General features: G+C 47.1%; 17 protein-coding genes. 12 read left to right on the plus strand and 5 right to left on the minus strand.

Translation table 11 applies throughout. The annotated features are described in order from the left end of the window. Positions 1 to 182 precede the first annotated feature (182 nt). The 4 genes from ACFQ3W_RS17260 (at position 183) to ACFQ3W_RS17275 (ending at position 6,968) form a co-directional block, all read left to right on the plus strand. Positions 183 to 821: a class D sortase gene (locus tag ACFQ3W_RS17260; RefSeq protein ID WP_379320485.1), complete on the plus strand. Its 639-nt coding sequence runs from the start codon at positions 183 to 185 to the stop codon at positions 819 to 821. Between the two features lie 17 nt (positions 822 to 838). Further along, on the plus strand, positions 839 to 4,015 hold the full coding sequence (locus tag ACFQ3W_RS17265) for a hybrid sensor histidine kinase/response regulator (protein ID WP_379320486.1): 3,177 nt from the start codon (positions 839 to 841) through the stop codon (positions 4,013 to 4,015). Next, complete coding sequence (locus ACFQ3W_RS17270) at positions 4,012 to 4,647, plus strand: GGDEF domain-containing protein (RefSeq protein ID WP_379320487.1); 636 nt, start codon at positions 4,012 to 4,014, stop codon at positions 4,645 to 4,647. The genes ACFQ3W_RS17265 and ACFQ3W_RS17270 overlap by 4 nt, the downstream gene beginning before the upstream one ends. A 128-nt stretch (positions 4,648 to 4,775) precedes the next feature. Then, complete coding sequence (locus ACFQ3W_RS17275) at positions 4,776 to 6,968, plus strand: alpha-galactosidase (protein ID WP_379320488.1); 2,193 nt, start codon at positions 4,776 to 4,778, stop codon at positions 6,966 to 6,968. 73 nt (positions 6,969 to 7,041) lie between these two features. Here the strand turns inward: ACFQ3W_RS17275 and ACFQ3W_RS17280 are convergent, their stop codons facing one another. Then, positions 7,042 to 8,292 carry a methyl-accepting chemotaxis protein gene (locus ACFQ3W_RS17280; RefSeq protein WP_379320489.1) on the minus strand — a complete coding sequence of 417 codons (1,251 nt, stop codon included), beginning with the start codon at positions 8,290 to 8,292 and terminating at the stop codon, positions 7,042 to 7,044. 290 nt (positions 8,293 to 8,582) lie between these two features. Between ACFQ3W_RS17280 and ACFQ3W_RS17285 the strand changes: the two genes are divergently transcribed. The 8 genes from ACFQ3W_RS17285 (at position 8,583) to ACFQ3W_RS17320 (ending at position 16,544) form a co-directional block, all read left to right on the plus strand. Further along, a complete protein-coding gene (locus ACFQ3W_RS17285) occupies positions 8,583 to 9,029 on the plus strand; it encodes a MarR family winged helix-turn-helix transcriptional regulator (RefSeq protein ID WP_379320490.1) in 447 nt (148 codons plus the stop codon). Beyond that, complete coding sequence (locus ACFQ3W_RS17290) at positions 9,026 to 10,534, plus strand: DHA2 family efflux MFS transporter permease subunit (RefSeq protein ID WP_379320491.1); 1,509 nt, start codon at positions 9,026 to 9,028, stop codon at positions 10,532 to 10,534. Before ACFQ3W_RS17285 ends, ACFQ3W_RS17290 begins: the two co-directional genes overlap by 4 nt. A 153-nt stretch (positions 10,535 to 10,687) precedes the next feature. Then, complete coding sequence (locus tag ACFQ3W_RS17295) at positions 10,688 to 10,936, plus strand: hypothetical protein (protein ID WP_379320492.1); 249 nt, start codon at positions 10,688 to 10,690, stop codon at positions 10,934 to 10,936. A gap of 207 nt (positions 10,937 to 11,143) precedes the next feature. Further along, a complete protein-coding gene (locus tag ACFQ3W_RS17300) occupies positions 11,144 to 11,530 on the plus strand; it encodes a BlaI/MecI/CopY family transcriptional regulator (RefSeq protein ID WP_379320493.1) in 387 nt (128 codons plus the stop codon). Beyond that, entirely contained in the window at positions 11,527 to 12,213 is a 687-nt protein-coding gene (locus ACFQ3W_RS17305; protein WP_379320494.1) for a response regulator transcription factor, read from the plus strand. The genes ACFQ3W_RS17300 and ACFQ3W_RS17305 overlap by 4 nt, the downstream gene beginning before the upstream one ends. Further along, positions 12,200 to 13,189 (plus strand): sensor histidine kinase, encoded by a 990-nt coding sequence (locus ACFQ3W_RS17310; RefSeq protein ID WP_379320495.1) that lies wholly within the window; start codon positions 12,200 to 12,202, stop codon positions 13,187 to 13,189. The genes ACFQ3W_RS17305 and ACFQ3W_RS17310 overlap by 14 nt, the downstream gene beginning before the upstream one ends. Before the next feature lie 83 nt (positions 13,190 to 13,272). After that, a complete protein-coding gene (locus ACFQ3W_RS17315; RefSeq protein WP_379320496.1) occupies positions 13,273 to 13,956 on the plus strand; it encodes an ABC transporter ATP-binding protein in 684 nt (227 codons plus the stop codon). Next, the gene (locus tag ACFQ3W_RS17320; RefSeq protein ID WP_379320497.1) at positions 13,953 to 16,544 is read left to right on the plus strand and encodes an ABC transporter permease; all 2,592 of its coding nucleotides are present in this window, start codon (positions 13,953 to 13,955) and stop codon (positions 16,542 to 16,544) included. The genes ACFQ3W_RS17315 and ACFQ3W_RS17320 overlap by 4 nt, the downstream gene beginning before the upstream one ends. 101 nt (positions 16,545 to 16,645) lie before the next feature. Here ACFQ3W_RS17320 and ACFQ3W_RS17325 read toward each other — a convergent pair whose 3' ends face one another. The 4 genes from ACFQ3W_RS17325 to ACFQ3W_RS17340 all read right to left on the minus strand — a co-directional run bounded on the left by ACFQ3W_RS17325 (position 16,646) and on the right by ACFQ3W_RS17340 (position 22,252). After that, positions 16,646 to 19,087, minus strand: a complete 2,442-nt coding sequence (locus ACFQ3W_RS17325; RefSeq protein WP_379320498.1) for a GH36-type glycosyl hydrolase domain-containing protein — start codon at positions 19,085 to 19,087, stop codon at positions 16,646 to 16,648. Between the two features lie 84 nt (positions 19,088 to 19,171). Further along, complete coding sequence (locus tag ACFQ3W_RS17330; protein ID WP_379320499.1) at positions 19,172 to 20,224, minus strand: LacI family DNA-binding transcriptional regulator; 1,053 nt, start codon at positions 20,222 to 20,224, stop codon at positions 19,172 to 19,174. A gap of 87 nt (positions 20,225 to 20,311) precedes the next feature. Then, a complete protein-coding gene (locus tag ACFQ3W_RS17335; protein ID WP_379320500.1) occupies positions 20,312 to 21,241 on the minus strand; it encodes a molecular chaperone DnaJ in 930 nt (309 codons plus the stop codon). Positions 21,242 to 21,403: 162 nt separating this feature from the next. Continuing rightward, the gene (locus tag ACFQ3W_RS17340; RefSeq protein WP_379320501.1) at positions 21,404 to 22,252 is read right to left on the minus strand and encodes a C40 family peptidase; all 849 of its coding nucleotides are present in this window, start codon (positions 22,250 to 22,252) and stop codon (positions 21,404 to 21,406) included. Between the last annotated feature and the right edge of the window lie 181 nt (positions 22,253 to 22,433).

A 22,433-nucleotide genomic window follows, 5' to 3' on the forward strand; every position in this document is an offset into this window, starting at 1 on the left:
TTTTTCTAGGTGATGGTGCACAACTCCTTAAACTTATAAAGTCTTCCATCGTTTGTTAAGAAATTGTTCAGTTGATATAGCTAAAATAGATAGGAAGGAGAATCTAATATAATTCCGGCAAGGTATTGACCAGTGATCAACCGGTCGTAAGATATATTTACTGAAGAAAGGGGGCCAGATTCATGCGAAAGTTGTCTTATTTTCTCGTCCTCGTTGGGTTCTTGATCCTGCTGGTTCCTTCCCTCATGGAGTGGAAAGCGGACCAAGAGCAGAACGAGCTGCTTAAGGAGGCAGAGCAAGCAAGGCACAATCGAATGTCAAAGCTGGACCCAAGCTTATCTGCCAGCTACGAGAGAGTCTCCCAATTACTAGCGGAGGAGACGGCCGAGGCTCAACCTGTCTCAGCTCAGCTGACCACAGCCGGTGGGAACTCGCCCATCGCAACAATTGAAATCCCGGCAATCGATTTAAAGCTTCCTGTGTTAGAAGGAGCGACAAAGGAAAATATGAAGCATGCGGCCACACACATGTCTGAGACACCGCCGCTCGGAAAGTCTGGGAATGCCGCTATTGCCGCACACCGAGCTCATAAGAAAGGCCGTCTTTTTAACCGTTTGAATGAAGTGGTAAGCGGAGATAAGATCATCATTAACACAGAAACCGAGCGATTTACTTACGTAGTATACAAAATATCTGTGGTGGAACCGACGGATCTTTCTGTCCTCGAGGACAAAGGAAAAGAAAAAATACTAACTTTGATCACTTGTGATCCCTTGAAAAATCCGACGCACCGACTTATAGTTCAAGCTAAGCTGGAATGAATCCGTAAATCAAAGGAATGAAATTGGCCTTGCCGAAAACTGCCGCAGATGTGATGTCTAATCGAAAAATACTGCTGTATCTAGCGTTGTTTCTAATCATGCTCATAAGCTTGAGACTCTTATGGTACAGCTTTCGAACTGTTCCCGGCCATCCGTTGGCAGAGCAGGGCGTTCTTGATCTGCGAGAATGGAGGTATACAGGCAGCGAAATCGTTACATTAGACGGTGAATGGGAGTTTCACTCCGGGCGTTTTGTAGCACCGGAGAAGCGGCCAGACTCCGAGATATCAGCGATATCTGCATCAGGCGGCAAATGGATTCAGGTACCTGCGGAATGGAGCTCAGCGATGTCAAAGGAATCCGGTCTAGGTTATGGAACCTATCGGCTGCGGTTACTTGTTAATAATACTGACGAGTTGTATAGTCTGAGAGTTCCAAATATTCAAACAGCATCCCGTTTGTATGTCAATGGGAAGCTGCTTATGGAAATTGGCCACCCGGCAGAAACGATAAGCCTGGACCGCGGGAGAAACGTTCCTTATACCGCTACATTTTATAGCGATAGCAAAGTGATTGATATTACCATACAAGTGTCGAATTATTTCCTCAAAGACAACGGCGGAATTGTGCAGTCTATCAAGTTCGGATCATCTGCAGCCATAGCGAATGAAGTATTTTTCTCCCAAACGATGCAGGTGATTGTTTGCGTTGTTTTGCTCTTGCACGGATTGTATGTAGGCATTTTAGGTCTCCTCGGACACCGAGGGAAAGAATTGGTCTTATACGCAGCTGCAATTTTGATAGCGATCATGTCGACACTCATTGAAGACGACAAACTGCTATTGATATGGTTCCCGATTGATTTTGAATGGTCGGTAAAATTAAGAATTACGACTTACATGGCGATGGCTTTGTTGCTTGCCCTATGTACAAAACAGCTGCCGGGCTTTCAGAAATCGGGTAAGATGAGTAGCGTACTCACTATCTTTGGTTTGTTAAGCATTTTGACAACAATTACTCTTCCATTGGATTATGTTGCACTTATGCGCAAGCTGCTGCTCGTAATGATGATTTGTATCGTTATCTTGCTTCCGCGTATGGTTCTGACCGCCATCAAAAAAGGGGAGAACGGAGCCTTTTACATCTTGCTCTCGGTGGTGGCGCTCTCCGTCAACATTTTGATTGGAGGTGTCGTCAAAACTAAATTTTGGCTGGACATGCCGTATTATCCGTTTGATCTTATTATTGCTTTCCTTGGTTTTGCCTGCTATTGGTTTGTTCGTTTTTCCGATGCTTCGGTCCAGGCTAAGAAGCTGGCGGATAGGCTGCAGCGTGCAGACAAAATGAAAGACGATTTTCTGGTGAGCACTTCTCATGAGCTTCGCAATCCCCTGCATGGCATGCTTAATATGGCCCAGTCTGTGCTGGAGGAGGAAGGTGGAAGGCTAGGGGAAAAGCAACGCAGTAATCTTCAGCTTATGATTCGCCTCGGACAGAGAATGTCGCTATCGCTAAACGACTTGCTAGACGCCGCTTTGTTAAAAGAACAGAACATTCGGTTGAACAAGCTGAGTGTCCATCTTCCGGCGGTGGCTTCCGGGGTCGTGGATCTGCTGTTCTATATATCAGAGGGAAAACAGGTGCAGATTGTGAACCGTATTCCTGATAACTTCCCGGCGGTACTTGTGGACGAGAACCGTCTTGTGCAAATCATGTTTAACCTACTATATAGTTTCATTAAACAAACGAACGAAGGAATGATTGAGATTTACGCCGAGATAAAAAATGAAATGGCTCATATCTATGTGAGTAATTCTGGTTATGGCCTCAATGGGGAAGATATGCGTGTTTTATTGGAGCTAAACGAACAATATAGCGATATCGGAACTTCGGAAAATGATGGTGGCTTCCGGCTAGGACTTAGCATATGTAAGCAGTTGATAGAGCTGCATGGAGGAACATTACTGGTTCAATCTCTACCTCAGCAAGGGGCTGTGTTTACTTTTACGCTCCCTCTGGCGAATGACACGATGGGAGAACAACCCGAAACTATCGTTTCGGAAGTGATCCCAAATGCTGCGGCAGGAATAGATCAGGAGTTCACTCCTGACGAGAAGGCCTGGGTTTTGCCGGAATTAACCGCTGGATTTCATAAGCCACATATATTAGTGGTAGATGATGATCCTGTTAATCTCAAGGTACTTCATAATATGCTAGCATCAGAGCAATATGAGATCACCTCAGTGACAAGCGGCAAAGAAGCTTTAGGTCTCCTTGAGAAAGGGGAGTGGGATTTGGTCGTTGCCGATGTAATGATGCCACAGATGTCAGGGTATGAACTGGCGGGGAGAATCCGTGACCACTATTCAATCTCTGAGCTTCCGATACTACTGCTTACAGCCAGAAGCCGGCCTGAGGATGTTTATGCCGGATTTGCCTCGGGAGCAAATGAATATGTAACGAAGCCGATCGGTGCGCTGGAGCTAAAATCAAGAGTGCATTCATTAATTAACTTGAAGCAGTCGATCAGTGAACGGCTGCGGATGGAGGCGGCGTGGCTTCAAGCCCAAATTAAACCTCACTTTTTATTTAACACTTTAAATTCAATCGCTTCGTTAAGCGATAGCGACCCTTCGAGAATGATCGCGCTTTTAGAGGAATTTGGCAACTATTTACGAGTTAGCTTTGACCCGCAAAATATGGAGCGGGTTGTGCCTCTGGAGCATGAGCTCGAGCTTCTCCGTTCGTATATTTACATTGAGCAGGAGCGGTTCGGAGACCGGCTAGAGGTGCTTTGGGAAATCCCGCTTAATCTGTCTGCCGAACTGCCTCCTCTTACGCTGCAGACGATAGTAGAGAATGCAGTTAGACATGGCGTTTTATCTCGCTCCAGCGGGGGGACCGTTACGATCCGTATTACCGAGAAAGCGGACTGCTTTGACTTATGCGTAGAAGACAACGGCGTTGGGATGAGCAGGGAGAAGCTGAGCCGGCTTCTGGAAAATAATACAGGCCAACAGAAAGGTGTCGGACTCATAAACACGAACCGCAGATTGAAGCAAATGTATGGTCATGGGCTTGATATTCGCAGTGCTCCTGGTCAAGGAACAACGGTAGCATTCAGTATTCCCAAGCTGACTAAAGCAAATGGTGAAAAATATAGTAGTGTTCTGGTTGGTGATTATAGGAAATGAGTATAACAAGTCCATACTCCTACATTTTTACAGGATTTGTATGTATCCTGCTAATTGGCTTTACCATCGTTTTGCGCTTCCTGCTCAAGGAAAGGTCGGCACTAAGGGAGCTCGCATACCAAGATCCGGTCACCGGTTTGTTAAATCGAAATGGGCTCGACAATTTCTGGTCAAATTACAAAAGTAAGGAGAGTCTGGCGGTGCTAAGCTTGGACCTTGATTTTTTCAAAGAAATCAATGATACGTATGGGCATCAGGCAGGGGATGAGCTTCTTCGGGAAGTCAGTCGAAGCTTGAAGCAGGTCACGAACAAAAACCAGTTGTCATTTCGGGTCGGTGGGGACGAATTTCTGTTCATCATGAAAAATTGCGACCCGAATAAAGTGCGTATCATGGCCGGACTTTTGCTGGATAAAATCGCTAGACCCTATTACATAGAGGGCCGAGACGTTTCAGTGACAGCAAGCATCGGGATCAGTATAAGCCAAGGGTACCGGGCTGAACGCAGTCGCATGCTTCAGGAAGCGGACAACGCAATGTATTACGCCAAAAGGCTCGGCAAGAACCGCTATTGGGTTTTTGGAGAAAGCCTGATGCCTGAGCAGGTATCTCCCTCTCAACCATCACGTTAGGCGAAAAAGACACAAAAATCCATGTAGAAGATCACTTAATTAAAGTTACTCCTCCTGGAGAACATAGTAGAATGTAAAATATGCTACTTTTATAAGTCAGATTAGAACATTCCGGGAGGATCGTGAAAATGCCGATCATTTTTGACGAAGCGAAGGGTCTATTTCATCTCCAATCACGCAATACCAGCTACATTATTCGAGTAGTTCGCGGATTTGCTGCCCATGTTTATTATGGAGCAAAGCTCCGCCATACTAACCATTTGGACGAAATTATTAATTTTCAGGAACGCGCCTCCTTTACCCCGAATACGTTTTCGGACGATAAGTCGATTTCTCTGGATACGCTTCCACAGGAATATCCGCAATATGGGACTAGCGATTTTCGAAATCCTGCTTATCAAGTGCGCCTTACAAACGGGACAAGAGCAACCGAGCTGCAGTACAAGTCACACCGTATTTTTTCGGGTAAAGCGAAACTGGAAGGGCTTCCGGCCGTTTATACCGAGCAAGATAGCGAGGCTGACACGCTTGAGCTGGAGTTGTTCGATTCGTTAGCAGGTTTAACAGTTTACTTAACTTACACGGTCTTTAACGATATTGACGCCATTGCAAGATCGGCCAAATTAAGCAATGACAGTAAGGAAACGATCCAGTTGGAGCGGGCCCTTAGCGCTTCTATCGACCTCCCGGACGCTTCCTATGATGCGCTATGGTTATCCGGTGCATGGGCGAGGGAGAGACATGTACAGCGTAGACGACTGGCCCCTGGTGTAACCGGTATCAATAGCCGTAGAGGAGCTAGCTCCCACCAGTTAAATCCGTTTATGGCATTGCTACGTCCTGATGCGAACGAGCGGCAGGGAGAGGTATACGGCTTCAGCTTGATCTATAGCGGGAATTTCTCCGTGGAGGCGGAAGTTGAACAATTCGGAACGACCCGTGTTTCCTTGGGGATTAATCCATTTGATTTCACATGGAGACTGGAACCAGGAGAAAGCTTTCAAACACCGGAGGCGGTGCTGGTCTTTTCGGCGGAAGGCTTAGGCGGTATGTCCCGGACGTTCCATCGGTTGTACCGGACACGGCTATGCAGAGGACAATTCCGTGATCAGGAGCGGCCGATCCTGGTGAATAACTGGGAAGCCACGTATTTCGATTTTAATGCGGATAAAATTGAAGCGATCGCAAAATCGGGCAGTGAGCTCGGGATCGAGCTGTTTGTACTGGATGACGGCTGGTTTGGACGTAGAGATCGTGATGACAGCTCTTTAGGGGATTGGTTTGAGGATCGACGTAAGCTGCCTGAGGGTCTTAGAAGCCTCGCTGAACGAGTAAGAGATACTGGGCTTCAGTTCGGCCTTTGGGTCGAACCGGAGATGGTGTCTCCGGACAGTGATCTGTACCGTGCGCATCCGGACTGGTGCCTTCATGTACCAGGACGGCGGCGTACGGAAGCTCGAGATCAGCTCGTTCTGGATATGTCGCGCAGCGACGTCCGTGAGTATTTGTATGAGCGATTAAGCAACATTTTCTCCAGTGTGCCGATTTCTTATGTGAAGTGGGATATGAACCGGAATATGACAGAGGTCGCTTCGGCGCTCATCCCGGCAGAGCGGCAAGGAGAGACAGCCCACCGTTATATGCTGGGGCTTTATGAGCTGATGGAACGCCTTACAAGCCAGTTCCCGAACATTTTATTTGAAAGCTGCTCTGGCGGTGGCGGACGCTTTGACCCCGGGATGCTGTATTATATGCCGCAAACCTGGACCAGTGATGATACGGATGCTGTGGAACGTTTGAAAATCCAATACGGCACCAGCCTGGTATATCCTGTCTCGACGATGGGAGCCCATGTATCCGCGGTTCCAAACCACCAGGTCGAACGTACAACTTCCCTTGCGTTCCGCGGCGATGTGGCTATGTCCGGCAACTTCGGCTATGAACTCGACTTAACGCGGTTTACAGACGAAGAGAAGACCACGGCTAAAGCGCAGATCGAGATGTATAAGGAAATACGCGGCCTTGTCCAGCAGGGGGAAATGTATCGCCTTCTCAGTCCGTTTGAGGGGAATGAAACATCTTGGATGTTTGTGAGCCAGGATAAAACTCAGGTTCTGTTGTTCTACTTCCGAGTATTGGCTGAACCAAATGCGCCGTTGCGGAATGTGAAATTAGAGGGGCTTGATGCCGATAAGGATTACGTGCTGGAAGAAAGCGGCAAAGTATACGGTGGCGACAGACTGATGTCCGTTGGCTTGCCAGTCTCTCATCTTCGCGGAGACTTCAGCAGTATGTTGATCCGGTTGAAGGCTGTTCAATAATTAAGAAAAAAAGGCGCAAGTTGTTAGGATCCTAGGACCCTGCAACCTGCGCTTTTTGCTTTTTTTAAAGTAGCTAAAACTTGAAAATATGTATCGTTTTCTGCAGTTGAAATACAGCGTTCTTCATTGCTTCCGCTTCGTTAGCCATTTCGCGAATCGAATTAATCTGTTCATTCATAGAGGCAGATACTTGCTCTGTTCCTGCAGCGGACTGCTCTGTAATCGCCGAGATGTTTTGGATAGCGGACGAAATGTTATGGGCGCTTTCCAGCATTGCTTCGCTTTCCTTGGAGAAGGCGGCGATTTCCTCAGAAATGTATTGCACACTTTGAACGATTTCCTGGAAAACCTGTTCTGCCTCACGAATCATTTGGCTCTGCTGACGTACTACCTCTTCATTTATTTTGATGTTTTGCCCGGCGTGCTTCACATCCTGTTCAATGCTGCGGACAAGGCTAAAAACTTCCTTAGTTGAGGATGTCGCTTCTTCTGCCAGCTTCCGAACCTCGTTTGCAACGACAGCAAAGCCAGCACCGTGCTCACCGGCTCTAGCTGCTTCAATGGATGCATTCAGTGAAAGTAGATTGGTTTGCTCGGCGATTTCCGAGATCGAAGCTGTAATTTTCGTAATCCCTTGAGCTGTATTTGCCAATGCTTCGATCGACTCGGCCACCTTTTGTGTAGCTTCAACGTTTTTGCTCATGCCTTGCGCCTGTTTTGCTACGGATTCCCGTCCACGTTCCACGAGCTTTAGGGTTTCCCTAGAACGGTTGGTCATTTCCCTCGTTGATTCCGTATAGCTTCCGACCTTCTGTTCAATTTCTCCGATCGAATCCTTCATGCCGCTAACGTCCTCTGAAATCGCGTTGGCCCCCAAAGCCAGTTCATTCGAGGAGTGAGTCACCTGAGTCATTACCTCAATCATTTCCTGATTTCGCTCAGAGATGCTCCGGCTGGAATCCATAACCTTGCGGGTGATTTCAGACGTTTCCTGCAAAATTTTGCGGAGCTTGTCCACCATCCCATTAAAGGAACGGTTAAGGTCTTCCATACCGCGAGTTTCCATGAGACGGCCCGTGAAATCACCCTTAGCTATTTTGGAGGAAGCACTCGTTAAGTCGGAAAACGAAGCAGTAAGTGCATTCTGAAGATAGCGAGAAAGCGGGTAAGTAAGCGCTCCCAATATCGCGATAAGAATGATCCCGACTAGGATCTTACCAAGGAGCACAAAAGCCAGCAGTGCGGGGATGGCAAACAACGCTGCAACAAGATAGCAAGCAGCCGTTATTTTGGACGATAGGGGAAGTCTGTTGAACCATGACATAAGAATCAAGCCCTCCTTGGATTAGGTTATATCTACCATTAATTATAACATCGGGAAAGAGGCTGGTATAGGACGAATTATTCTGCTAGGTGAGGACTTTCGGCTGAAAATCATGAGAAGGTGGTAGTAGAGTAATGTTTAGGTTGAATTTTGTAAATTGAAAGTAAACAAGTTATTATTATTTACATTTTTGCTTGACAAAACCCCTGAGCGACTGTTAAATTTTATACATGAGATATTTCGTATGCGAAATATTAAATCATATAACTAAAAGCAAGGGTGATTTCAGCTTGGATCAGAAGCAAAGAATGCACGAGATTGTGGAGTCTTTTCGTGAAGTGAAGAAGGCGTTCTATCAGCTGTTATCGCAGCAGGCAGACATTTACGGCATCACTGGAATCCAATTTATGGCGCTTAAAGCTATTCAGAACAATCCTCAAATTGGAGTAACCGAGTTGGCGGATGTCCTGCGTTTGGGGAATAGCACAGTTAGCGGCGTCATTGATCGCTTGGAAAAGGCAAACTTGGTTGTACGGAAACGTTCCGATAGTGACCGCAGAAGCGTGACGCTGGAAATTACGGAGAAGGGAAGGGAGATTTACCTCCAAACGGACCAGAAGTACTCGGAAGTGATTTCCGGCGTATTGAACACCGCTGAAGAAGATATTGAACATTTACTCATAACACATAGAAAAATAATAGAGTCATTAGAGAAAGCGAGAGAAGGGAACCTATGAACAAGGAAGTAACTGTGAATACAGCGAATGTCAAAAAGTGGCCGATCGTTATGGCGCTTCTCATCGGGGCGTTTGTATCGATTCTTAACCAGACTTTGATGAACGTTGCGCTGCCAAGTATGATGGATGATCTCGGAGTTAGCGCTACGACGATCCAGTGGTTAGCCACCGGATTTATGCTTGTGAACGGGGTGCTGATACCGATCAGCGCCTACTTAATGGAACGTTTTACGACACGAATGTTATTTATTTCGGCAATGATTTTGTTTTCGATTGGGACGCTAGTGTGCGGGATCGGTGCGAACTTCGGCATGGTGCTGACAGGGCGGCTTATTCAAGCAGCCGGTGCTGGCGTGCTGATGCCTCTGATGAACGTAGTGTTCTTGACGATTTTCCCTATTGAAAAGCGTGGGCAGGCCATGGGCATGATGGGGATTGCCATGATCTTCGCTCCTGCGGTAGGTCCGACACTATCAGGTTGGGTGATTGAGAACCATCCTTGGAACGTATTGTTCTGGATTATTTTACCGTTTGCCATCCTTTCGATTATCCTTGGCATGATATTTATGAAAAATGTAACTGAGGTGAGTCGCCCTAAACTGGATAAACTATCCGTTATCCTTTCCACGCTGGGCTTTGGTGGTGTGCTGTATGGGTTCAGTGAAGCGGGCAGCACTAGCTGGGGTGAAAATGAAGTCATTATCAGTCTTATCATAGGTGTACTGGCGCTGGTATTGTTCCTGTGGCGCCAAATCAAGTCGGATAAACCGTTGCTTGAATTCAGAGTGTTTAAATACGACATGTTTGCTCTTACGACGGTTATTAATGTCGTCATTACGATGGCGATGTATGCGGCGATGATTCTTCTGCCGATTTACCTGCAAAAAATCCGCGGCTTCTCGCCGCTTGAATCGGGTCTCCTCTTGATGCCGGGAGCAATTCTAATGGGCATAATGTCCCCGATTACCGGTATGATCTTTGATAAGATCGGAGCCAAATGGCTAGCAGTTATCGGGTTGGCTATTACGACAATAACCACCTGGGAATTCAGCAACCTGAGTGCAGCAACAACCTATACGCATCTGATCCTGATGTATACGACCCGGATGTTCGGTATGTCTATGCTGATGATGCCGATTCAGACTGCAGGCCTGAATCAACTGCCGTCAAGGCTTAACGCACACGGTACAGCGATGTCCAATACGCTGCGGACGATTGCTGGCGCCCTTGGAACTGCGCTGCTCGTCACGATTATGTCGACCCGTACGAAAGACAAGGTCACGGAGATGATCGTATCTGCGGGAATCAATCCTAAGGATCCGGCAAATGCTCATCAATTGGCGCAGATCACAAAAGACGCCACAATCAACGGCATCGATTATGCTTTTGTAGTGGCAACAGGTATTACTTTAGTCGCCTTCGTGCTCGCCTTCTTTATCCGGAAGGTGCAGATCCATAAAGAAGGCGACAACAAAAAGCCTGAAATGAAACCAGCCAAAGCTTAATGGAATAAAATCCGAAGGGCAAATGGAAGTTGAAGTTGAAATGCCAGAAGGCAATCATTAATAAAATGACAGGGAGAGCTAAATGAGCTCTCCCTGTCATTTTATTAATATATCAGAAAGTATAAAATAGCCGAGGAAAGAATCTTGTTAGCTATGTATGTGGGAAAAATAAAAGACGATCAGCAAAAAAGTAATATGGCGAGTGAAAAATGGGTGTCGGCCGAAATAGGCTGCCCCCCTCTAACCCTTACGGTAGGAATTACCGTTACCGTTGGAACTTACAAACTAAATGTATTTTCTACAGTTAAATCCCGCCTATTTGGAACCTTTGAGCATTTAAATGCAGAAAGTGCAGCTAAAATCAGCAAAACGAACCTGCCAAGGAAAAATGCATCATTTTAGATGTACGAAATGCAACTAAAATTCCAAAAACTCCAATTTATATTGAAATAGATGTATAAAATACATTTACTAGTGGATGGTGAGAGACAAGAACCAAAAGGATGTGACCAAGAGTAAAACTACCACTAAAATGCACTAGATACACTATTGACAACCGTTTAATGCAGATGTATCATGCAATCGATCTAAGACACTTGTGTTAGTAGAATGGGTGATTATGTGAAAAGGCTTCCCGAAGCAGAGTTTCAAGTGATGAAAGCTATCTGGGGCTACGAGCCGCCAGTAACCTCATCTATGGTAATGGGGCATTTGTCGGGAGAAAAAAGCTGGCCTATACAGTCGGTTGTCACATTACTTAGCAGGTTGGTAGAAAAGGGGTTCATACGCTCAGAAAAAAAAGGCAAGGAAAGACTGTATTATCCACTCGTTTCAAAAGAAGATTATCTCCAATTTGAAACTAGGAATTTTGTTAAGCAATACCATGAAAATTCGTTTATCAGTCTGCTATCGACGCTTCATCAAGACAAGGAATTGACTGACGAAGATTTAGACGACTTGCAAGAATGGATATGGAAACGGAGATCTGACTCATGACACGGATATTTTTGGTCGAGGACGATAAGACAATCGCTAAAAACCTTATGCTTTTGCTCCGCTCGGAGGGATTTACAGTCACCCATGCCCCTACGCGAAGTGACGCCCTTACCGTGCTTGCCGGGAATAAATTTGACCTAGCGTTGATTGATATTTCTTTGCCTGACGGAAATGGTTTTACGGTTTGCACGGAAATCAAAGAAACAGGGGATGTTCCCGTTATCTTTCTAACGGCTTCCGGCGATGAGGCGAGTGTTGTTACCGGGCTGAACATGGGTGCGGACGACTATATTACCAAGCCTTTTCGTCCGCGTGAATTGATTGCGCGAATTGGAACCGCCCTGCGAAAAAGCGGGCGTTCTCCATCAAATTTTGATATTCATGGGCTTCATGTCGATACGGCAAGCGGTGTCGTGAAAAAGGACGGTAGCGAGGTTTTTCTTTCAGCCTTAGAATACCGCTTGTTGTTGGTGTTTATTAACAACCCAAAAAATATTATCACAAGGAGCAGGCTGCTTGACGAATTGTGGGACGCTGCGGGCGAGTTTGTTAATGACAATACATTAACCGTGTACATAAAACGCTTGCGGGAGAAGATAGAGAGCGACCCGGCTAGCCCGCAAATCATTCTGACCGTTCGCGGGACAGGGTATAAATTGGGGGACGGGCATGCTTCGGAATAGAGAGTTTCGGCAGTTTGCCATTTTGTTCTCCTTTATAGCTGCCGCCGCTGTGACACTGGGGTTTGCAATCAATACGGCGGCTGGAATCCTTGCCACTTTTTCTACCGCCGCCTATGGAACAGCGTTTTTTGCGTTTACCAAAGCCCGATATAAAAGCATTGCGCAGATTTCAGATCAAATCGATCTTGTACTTCATAGTGCTGACCATCTGTATATTGGTGAATCGGACGAGGGCGAACTTTCCATTCTGCACAGCGAGATAACAAAAATGACGCTGCGTATTCGGGAGCAAAACGACGCACTGAAAAAAGAAAAAGAACATCTTGCCGATTCGCTGGCTGACATAGCCCACCAGCTCCGCACCCCTCTCACATCCGCGAACCTGATTCTGTCATTGTTAGAGAATACCTCTAACGAAAATGACCGGAAAGCATTGATGCGGGAAACAGAGGAATTGTTTGTACATATGGATTGGCTGCTTACTTCCCTGCTGAAATTATCTCGTCTGGACGCGGGTATTGTGGTGTTCCAAAGCGAGCAGATCGCTGTAAACAGCTTGATAAGCGCCGCGGTTCGTCCGTTCCTAATCCCCATGGAACTACACGATATTGATTTACAAATCGTTGCTCCGGAAGGGATGATTATTCAGGGCGATTCAGGTTGGCTTTCGGAAGCCATTCAAAATATCCTCAAAAATTGCATAGAAAGCGCAGGCGAGAACGGGAAGATTGAGATTGTCTGCACGGACAACCCATTGTTTACCGAGATTGCCATCCACGACAGCGGCGCGGGCTTTGAAAAAGAAGATTTACCCTGCCTGTTTGACAGGTTTTATCGTGGAAAAAACCCAAACGCTACAGGATACGGGATTGGACTTTCTCTCTGCAAGATGATTATAACGCGGCAGGAAGGGACGATTACCGCTAGAAATCACCCGCAGGGCGGCGCGAACTTTGCCATTCGTTTCCCAAAGTGACGAATCTCTCACCTGATAGTCACAGAGATGTAAGTTGAAGGTTTTATTATATGGGTAAACCATGAGAAAAGGAGACTCATATAATGGAGTTTTTGAAAATTGAAAATTTATGCAAGGTCTACGGCAAGGGTGACAACCAAGTCACCGCGCTTGACCATGTTTCGCTTACCATCGAAAAGGGGGAGTTTACCGCAATTATCGGCTCCTCCGGCTCCGGCAAATCCACATTGCTTCACATCATCGGCGGCGTGGACGTGCCGTCAAGCGGAAAGGTGTATCTGGAGGGGCAGGATGTATATGCCCAAAGCAATGAAAAACTCGCCATTTTCCGCAGGCGGCAGGTCGGACTGATTTACCAGTTTCACAACCTCATTCCCACGCTGAATGTGGTGGAAAACATCACCTTGCCTATCCTGATGGACAAGCGGAAAGTCAACGAGGAACGGCTTGATGACTTGCTCGAATTGCTTGGGTTAAAAGACCGAAAAACGCATTTACCCAATCAGCTTTCGGGCGGTCAGCAACAGCGTGTTTCCATAGGACGTGCTTTGATGAATGCCCCGGCGGTCATGCTGGCCGACGAACCCACGGGCAGTTTGGACAGCCGGAATGGACATGAAATTATCAAGCTGCTGAAAGAAAGCAATAAAAAATACAATCAGACCCTGATCATCGTCACGCATGATGAAAATATCGCCCTGCAAGCAGACCGCATTATCGGCATATCAGACGGCAAAGTGGTGCGAGATGAGAGGGTGCGGCCATGAACATTTTAAACAAAGTTACCCTTCAAGGCTTGAAAAAGAGTCGCACACGTACTATTGTCACGGTGATCGGCGTTGTTCTGTCCGCTGCTATGATCACGGGCGTACTCACCTTTGGCGTTTCTCTGCTGAACTATATGGCAAACGGCGCGGCCCAGAAATATGGGGATTGGCACGTTGAGTTTTCGGACGTCCCTTCTTCTTTCGTACAGGAACGATCCCGCGACAAGGGAGTCGTTAACACTGCGGCATTTGAAAATATCGGCTACGCAGCGCTTAAGGGCGGGAAAAGCCCCAAAAAGCCGTATCTTTTTCTAGCCGGATTTAATAAGAAAACCTTCGATACCTTGCCCATCAATCTGATGTCCGGCAGGCTGCCTGAAAACAGCGGAGAAATCATTGTTCCGTTGAGCGTCGAAGTCAAGGGCGGCGTTAAATATGCGGTGGGTGATAAGCTTTCACTTACTGTCGGAAGCCGCATGGATGGCAACAAGAAGCTAGGTCAACAAGCCCCTTACATATCCGGGAAAGAAACTCTTGTACCAAAAGCCACGAGAACTTATACGGTTGTCGGTACCTACCAAAAAGCCTACTTTGAGGCATCCTCCGCGCCGGGATATACCTTGATTACAAAAGCCGATGCCGGGGATCAAGCGGATAGCCTCAGCTTATTTGTCAAGCTTAAGAATCCGTATAGGGTTCACGCTTACGCAAGCAGCACAGCCGAAACTAAAAGCTATGTCTTAAACGATGATGTACTGCGCTTCATGGGCCTTTCGGACGATAATTTGTTCAACACGCTTCTGTACGCGGTGGGCGGTATTGTGGTTGCCATCATCATGATCGGCTCGATTTTTCTGATTTATAACGCATTCACCATCTCGCTGAACGAACGCACACATCAGTTCGGGATTCTCTCGTCGGTGGGAGCCACAGCCAAGCAGCTGCGAAATTCGGTGCTGTTTGAGGGGCTTTGCATCGGTGCGGCAGGCATACCCATTGGCGTTATCGTTGGCATAGGCTGCATCGCGCTTGTGATTTCCATTGTAGGCAAGAATTTTGGGGGCATTTTATACAGCAACGTCCCTTTTGTCTTAACGGTATCCATCCCCGCCATTGTCGTTGCGGCAGCGGTGAGCCTGGTTACGATTCTGATTTCGGCCTATATCCCGGCCAGAAAGGCCGCAAACACTCCCGTGATGGAGAGTATTCGCCAGACCAACGAAGTCAAAGTTGAATCCAAAGCCGTGAAAACGTCAAAACTCGCGCAGCGTATTTACGGTTTGGAGGGAACCCTTGCGCTAAAGAATTTTAAAAGAAACAAGAAACGCTATCGCAGTATTGTGCTATCCCTAGCTTTAAGCGTAGTGCTGTTTATATCGGCCAGTGCTTTTATAACGGATATGAAACAGGTGGCGGGGCGGGCCGTAGTGTTTACTACTTATGACATCGGTTTGGCCACGGAAGACATGGACGATAGCGAATTGTTGTCGCTTTATGACAAACTAAAAACCGCTGACGGTGTTTACGAGAGCTCTTATCAAGCGCTTATGAAGTATTCCTGCGTGGCCAAAGCAAGCGATCTTTCAGATAATTATTGGAAATATGTCGATCCACGTTCGCCGCATGAAACGGTTCATCTACCCATGGACATCCAGTTCCTTGATGACAGCACCTATTTGAAAATGATCAAAGGCTTGGGCTTGCCCGCAGACGAATATACCGATCAAAATGCGAAAATGATCGCCGTTGCCAAATTAGAAGGTCATATGACAGACGACAATCGGGAACATGAGGCTAATGAGTTTATGGATCTATTTAAGAGTTCTTCCATGAATTTTACCATCGCTCCCGAAACAAATGGCAAGCCGAAGCTGGAACAACAGCGAAACGTAAGCATTAAGTTTGTCAATACCGTGCCGCCTGATACCATCACGCCCCCAGGAAAATCCGGATCGACGAAGAAGAATCCAATTCTTTTTAAGGTGATGGCCCCCTATTCGCTGAAAGCGAAGTTTGAAATTCCCGGTACACATGTGGATAAGGGTTTGACCTTTCGGTCAAAGCATCCCACACAGTCGACGGATGAAATGAAAACGATGATTCAGGATGCGGGAATAACGTCTTACTTCCTGCTGAATTTCTCTGGAGTACTTGATCAGAACCGCAATATGATATTCATTGCTAACGTGTTCAATTATACGTTTGTCACTATGATTTCGCTGATTGCGGTTGCCAATGTGTTCAACACCATTTCCACGAATATCAAGCTGCGCCGGCGGGAGCTTGCCATGCTTCGCTCCGTGGGGATGTCTGATCGCGATTTCCAAAAGATGATGAATTTCGAGTGTGCCTTTTATGGCATGAGGGCGCTCTTATTCGGGCTTCCCCTAGCGGCTATTTTCTCTTGGCTGATTTACAAAGGGATGTTCGGCGGCGGGGCAGACAATATCGATTTTGTGTTCCCGTGGAGCAGTATGGCAATCAGCGTGTTCAGCGTGCTCTTAATCGTGTTCGTTACCATGCTCTATGCCATTAGCAAGATAAAAAGAGAAAATATTATTGACGCGCTTCGGGATGACTTGACTTGATTCAAAATTGATATTGACTTGTTTAAAAATAAAAAAACGCCGTTAGGCGTTTTTTTTATGAAACAATTTATGATAGCTTCAAGAGCTGCATTTGATGCACATTAACCGAGTTCAACTACGACCTGATGCACTCGTCCGTCTCCGACTGGCGAAATGACGTTGCCTTGAATTGGCAGACCGTCAACAGTGATGCTCTTGACGCTTTTTTGTACATGATTCGGGTTGTTGATTTCGATCACATAGGTATCCCCACGGAATACGCGAGTGATTTTAAATCCGTCCCAAGTAGAAGGAATGCAAGGATCTATCTTAAGGCCGTTAAAATCAGCCTGAATCCCAAGAATGGCTTGTGTGATCGCTACATAGTTCCAGGCGGCCGTTCCGGTCAGCCAGGAGTTTTTCGCTTCCCCGTGACGCACGGCGTCTTTTCCGGCGATCATTTGCGAGTAGACATAAGGCTCCATCCGGTGGATTTCGCTGATGTCCTCCAGGTATGCCGGAGCGATTTTGGAGTACACTTCAAAAGCCCGGTCGCCATGTCCGAGTACGGTTTCGGCGATCATGATCCAAGGATTGTTGTGGCAGAAAATGCCGGCATTTTCCTTGTAGCCTGGCGGATAAGTCGAAATTTCGCCAAGGTTCAAATAATATTTGGAATATGGCGGCTGCTGCAATACGATACCGTATTTCGTATCCAGACGTTCTGCAACAGATACCATAGCTTTGCCGGCGAGGCCTTCCTCAACGCCGATGCCGGCCATGACGCACATTCCTTGCGGCTCAATAAAGATTTGGCCTTCTTCATTCTCTTTGCTGCCGATTTTTTCGCCATAGTGGTCGTAAGCACGGAGGAACCAATCCCCATCGAAACCATGTTCGAGCGTAGTTGCACGCATTTTCTCAACCTGTGCTTTAACTTCGGCTGCTTCGGAATCCAATCCACGTATCTGACAAAGCTCAGCAAAGTCAGGACCAACGAATACGAATAACCCGGCGATAAATACGGATTCGGCTACACGACCTTCGATATTTGCTGTTGTTTGGAACGATTCGCCCGGCTCTTTGGAGAAGCAGTTGAGGTTCAAGCAGTCGTTCCAGTCTGCGCGTCCGATCAGTGGAAGCCCGTGCGGTCCGAGATTGTGTACTACATGGTAGAAGGAGCGTTTCAGGTGCTCAAACAAGGTAGCGGTGTTGTTTGGATTGCTGTCGAACGGAACCTGCTCATCCAAAATGCTGAAATCGCCTGTTTCTTTAATGTAAGCCGCCGTACCGAGAACGAGCCACAATGGGTCGTCGTTAAAACCGCTGCCGACTTCGTTGTTGCCTTTCTTGGTAAGCGGCTGGTATTGGTGGTATGCGCTACCATCTTCAAATTGAGTAGCGGCAATATCAAGAATCCGCTCTTTAGCTCGCTCTGGAATTTGATGGACGAAGCCGAGCAAATCCTGGTTCGAATCGCGGAAGCCCATGCCGCGGCCAATTCCGGATTCAAAATAGGAGGCCGAACGCGACATATTGAAGGTCACCATACATTGATATGGATTCCAAATGTTAACCATCCGGTTCAGCTTATCATCTTTGCTAGCAATTTGATATTTGGAGAGGAGTCCCTCCCAGTAGGCTGCAAGTTCTTCCATCGCGCGGTCTACGTCGGCATCGGTTGCGAATTTCTCGATCATGGCTAGCGCTGGCTTTTTGTTGATAACGCTAGGAGCTTCCCATTTCTCTTCCTCCGGAACTTCAACATAGCCGAGAATGAATACGAGGCTTTGCTCCTCGCCAGGGGCAAGCGTCAGCTTCACTTCGTGAGAGCCGATCGGAGACCAGCCGCTGGCTATGGAGTTGGAAGCTTCACCGTCAACAACCACTTGCGGTTCATGCAAGCCGTTGTATAGACCCACAAACGATTCGCGGTCCGTGTCAAAGCCGTCAATCGGCCGGTTTACGGAATAGAAAGCATAATGATTTCTACGTTCGCGGTATTCAGTTTTGTGATAGATGACGGAGTCCTCCACTTCCACTTCGCCGGTGCTCAGGTTCCGCTGGAAGTTGGTCATATCGTCCTGAGCATTCCAAAGACAGAATTCGGCGAAAGAGAACAGGGAGACGGTCTTTTGGCTGCTGCTCGTATTTTTCACGGTTAAACGATGAACCTCACCGTTATATCCAAGCGGAATAAAGGCAAGCTGAGTCACGGAAATGCCGCCGCGCTCACCGGTGATGGAAGTATAGCCAAGACCGTGCCGGCACTCATAGAAATCAAGGTCGCGTTTTACCGGCATCCAGCCTGGTGTCCAGAAGTCGCCGTTATCATGATCCCGGAGGTAGTAGTAACGTCCACCAGTATCGAGTGGAATGTTATTGTACCGATACCGGGTTAATCTGCGCAGGCGGGCGTCGCGGTAAAACGTATAGCCGCCAGCCGTATTGGAAATAAGTCCGAAAAATTGCTCATTGCCCAGGTAGTTGATCCATGGATAAGGCGTTTGCGGTGTATGGATGACATATTCTTTTCTTGTGTCGTCAAAAGTTCCGAATTTCATAAAATGAACTCTCCCTTCTTTTGTGAACGCGCGTTTATTTTGTCGAAAAAACGTTCCCCTCTATAAAGGAGGGGAGAATGATTTTTACAAGGCTGGTGATTTACAGGAATCTCTAACCACGAGGCGGGTCGGAAAGCTAATCGTGCTGAACGTCGGCTCAGTAGCATCGCACAGCTCAATCACCTTCAGAACGGCGGCCTTGGCCATTTCGTCAATAGGAAGGCGGACAGAGGTGAGCTTCGGAGTGATCCGTGAAGCGAGCTGCGCATCGTCAAATCCGATGAGGGACACCTGATCCGGAACGGAAATTCCATTTTCTGTAAACGCTTCCATGGCGGCAATCGCCATATCGTCATTGGAACAAAACAAGGCGGTTGGCAATTGTTCCTGCTGCGTCAGCTTAAGAACCTCTTGGTACGCACTTTCCTTGAGAAATTCACCCTCCAGAATGAAGGATTCTCGAATCGGCAAGCCATGCTTCTTTAGCGTGTTCTCATAAGCAAGGTACCGCTCGCGTCCTGAGAATGTGTTCATTCGGCCTTTGATAAGGCCGATTTCCCGGTGGCCAAGCCCGATCAAATATTCGATCGCTTCTACAGTGCCCTCGTAGTCCATTGAGTTGATTACAGCCAAATGGTTCTTGTTCAAGCGCTCGGCCATAATTTCGGAGATGTCGTAATCGATCAGCACAAGAGGTGCTTCCTGAGTAACCATCTCACGCACCAGTTCGATGTCCTTTTGCGTACCGACCAGGATACCGCCGTCGATTCTTTTTTGCAGAAAAGCCTGTTTGACCTTCTGAAAATCACCTGGCGAGTATACGGTATGGATTAGCACATAGAAGCCGCGGGCATTCGCCGTATCGACAACCATGTCCACGATCGGGGCAAAATAGCTGTTCTGGTAAATCCGGCTGGCGTTCTCTTTCTCGGTCATGCTAATCGCAAACAAGCCGATCGTATCCGTCCGTTTCCCGGCGAGCGCGCGGGCAAAGCTGTTCGGCTCATAATGGTGCTGTTCGATGACACGTAGTACCTTGGCCCGTGTTGACTCTGGAACATTGGGATAATTGTTGATCACTCGTGATACGGTGCTGCGGGATACCCCGGCGAGTTTGGCAATATCTTCACTGCGCATTAAGGTCCCCACTTTCTTCGTAAACGCGCGTTTATACGGTTATTGTACTTGATGCGTCGTAAATAATCAACGTTGAAAAAAAGGCGGCTATTTCGCCGCCGCAGGTAAGCTCTTCAAATATCCTTTGATCAATTCTAAAGCTTTCTCTTTGTTTTTTGTGTCCCCTCGAAGCGAGATGATAACTTCTTTCTTGGCAAGCGGGAGCTGACTAAACAGAGAACTGTTTGTAACATCAATACCATAAACATGTTCCTCGGTGTCCTCATCAGTTTTGCCCATGACCTTCGCTCCTTCAGGCAGCAGCGCCTTTAGCTCGCCTGCCGCTTCTTTATCCAGACTGAGGAAGGCACTGCCTCCGACAAGCCAATTGAAGGAGGACTTATCTGTAATATAAATATCCGGCGACGAGGTTGCAATGACCGCTAGTGCTTTTTGTTGATAAGCTACATCTGTGCCGGCCATTCCGCCTTCTCCCTGACCAGGCAAAAATAACATCTCCAGGGACAAACGTTTAAAGTTTGGAAACTGAGCCGTCATGGCCTTTTCAAGCCCAGGCGTTCCTCCGTTATGTTCGTCGGTCATAAAATTACCGACCATAGTGATCGATAAATCGATAGGAGGCAGAGCCGCGAGGCGCTTTTGCTCCTCCCGATGGTCGATATATGCGTTAATGCCGAATATGAGAACAACCACGGCGATGAGTCCAATGATGACACGAGCTTTATATAGCCGAAAAAAATCATCGACTTTTTCTGCAGTACCGGCGAATTTACCCCATTTGCTGAAGCGCTGTTCGCTCATTTCCGCAATTTTGCGCTGATCCTCCGCTTTTATGATAAGTTTATAGGCTCTTAGTTTTTTTTCATATTCATCTGCTTCGGGATCGGTGGATGAGTCTGGGGCAGATTGGCGGGAGCGTGATTTTTTCAATAAAATCTCAAACGCCTTTTCGATGTCCTCCCTTGAAGCGTTTTCGGGAAGGCCTAGCTCTTCATAAGCTTGTTTTAAGTTGTCCATCGTATTTCTCCTCTAGTTTCTCCTCGGGTTTTAAATACATTAGAAAATGATATGGAAAGTAGCGCTTGCATTTATTATACTTTGTATTTGTAGCGAAGGGAAATACGGCATAAATAGTGAAAGCCGAGGTTTTAGCCTCGGCGTAAAAATTAGTCATTTAGTTTATCGGACGCGGCGCATCGAGAGGATGACGTTCTTCCAATACCCGGTATCGATCGAGCTGATTTGCACGCCCGGAGCTCCCCAGGTATGAATAATTTTCCCACCGCCGATATAAATTCCGACATGGCCGGCGATTCCATCGCTTTTAAATCTACCTGGAACGGTAAAAAAGATCAGATCGCCCACTTGAAGGTTCTTTCTTTCGACAGGAATGCCTACCTTGGCTTGATCTCTGGCCAGACGGGGAAGATTTTGACCAAATTTTTTAAATACATGGCGAGTGAAGGAGGAGCAATCAAACCTTTTGGACTGCTCATAGGGGGCGGCTCCGAATTCATATGGAACCTTGAGATATCGTTTGGCGTACGCCACCATTTCGTCTTGATTCTGAGCAACCCCAAGGATACCGTATCTGCCTGTTCCGGTCATCTGAGGATTCATGTCCTGAGTACCGCTAGGAGGTTTGATTGGTCCGATGCTTAGTTGACCTGTCTTCGGGTCGATCGCCGCTTTTGTCTGCAGCAGGGCAGAGAGGGAGTCGGCAGTAACATAAAGTTGGCCGTTCTCACGAACCGGGGGCTGAGGTAGAGAAATAGGCTTGCCGAAAGAAATGGCGTGTCTTTGGCTAGGCTGCACTTCAAACATAACGTCCGTATATCCCATCTTTACGGAGTTGTCCGAGTGCTTTAGGCGAAGGCCGAGTTGACTCGCAGCTCGTTCAAGTGGAATCCAGGTTACACTTTGCTTGTTTGCAGTTGTTTCCGTTTTCACCGGAGAATGGGCTGCCGGCGGGATGGAATTTGTTCTTGTTCGGGTTTGTGGTCCGCAGGAAATAAGCGAAATGAGCAAGGCGGCAGAGATAACACATAAACTAAACTTTTTTACCTTTAGGCTGCGCATTCTTCGTTGCACTCCGTTCTGATTGAAATTAGAAATTTGGATTTCTTTGGCCAAGGTTTCGTTGAGACCATAATAGAAGTATGTATGAAAAAAAAGATAACTATTCGGGCAGAAGCTAAAGGAGTATATC

Source organism: Paenibacillus puldeungensis (assembly GCF_042678945.1).
Classification (GTDB): domain Bacteria; phylum Bacillota; class Bacilli; order Paenibacillales; family Paenibacillaceae; genus Fontibacillus; species Fontibacillus puldeungensis.